We start from the raw sequence: 359 nt of genomic DNA, 5'->3' as shown, positions 1-359 counted from the left end.
CATCCTGTCGGCCGATCGCTTATTCGCGCCATCCACGACGGTGCTTTCTCCTGAAGGTCGTGCGCTGATTGCGCGCGTGGCCACCGCAATGGAGTCCGCCAAAGGAACTATCCTTGTCAGCGTCTATACCGATGACGAGCGGATACTGTCCAGCCGTTTCCCCTCAAATTACGAATACTCTGCCACCCAGGCACGCGCGATCAGCAGCATGATGGCGCAGCTGATCGCCCAGCCAGGCATCAACGTGCGCTCACAGGGCCGGGGTGATAGTGGTGCACTGTTACCGAACGACAGTAGCGAAAATCGCGCGCAGAACCGCCGCGTTGAAATCACCCTGTTCGCTGCCCCTGAGTCAGACG

The 359-nt window shown here is 59.6% G+C and carries 1 pseudogene; it reads left to right on the top strand.

From position 1 onward, the window contains the following. Positions 1-359 (top strand): annotated as a pseudogene (locus WH277_RS02160) (OmpA family protein); the annotation flags it as partial.

Origin of the sequence: Erwinia sp. MYb416, assembly GCF_037479575.1 — a bacterium.
In the GTDB taxonomy this organism is placed as follows: Bacteria; Pseudomonadota; Gammaproteobacteria; order Enterobacterales; family Enterobacteriaceae; genus Erwinia; species Erwinia rhapontici.
The sequence above is the reverse complement of the archived record's forward strand: the minus strand, read 5'-3'. Positions and strand labels throughout refer to the sequence as shown.